The organism is Aliivibrio finisterrensis (genome assembly GCF_008933155.1).
GTDB lineage: Bacteria > Pseudomonadota > Gammaproteobacteria > Enterobacterales > Vibrionaceae > Aliivibrio > Aliivibrio finisterrensis.
The window spans coordinates 1-230 of sequence record NZ_WBVP01000134.1; the positions used below are offsets into that span (position 1 = coordinate 1).

General features: G+C 47.4%; 1 tRNA gene. It reads left to right on the plus strand.

Annotated elements, in window-relative coordinates:
- The first annotated feature begins 82 nt into the window (after positions 1-82).
- Positions 83-158, plus strand: a tRNA-Glu gene (locus tag F8B77_RS17430).
- Positions 159-230: the final 72 nt, after the last annotated feature.

The following is a 230-nucleotide window of genomic DNA, read 5'->3' on the forward strand; positions in this document are numbered from 1 at the left end:
ATTTATGAGTGTTCACACAGATTGATTAGGTTAAAAATGTAAAGAAGCAATAGAAGGTGCCCAACACCTTCAAATATCCAGTGTCCCGTTCGTCTAGAGGCCTAGGACACCGCCCTTTCACGGCGGTAACAGGGGTTCGACTCCCCTACGGGATACCATTGGGTCGTTAGCTCAGTTGGTAGAGCAGTTGACTTTTAATCAATTGGTCGCAGGTTCGAATCCTGCACGAC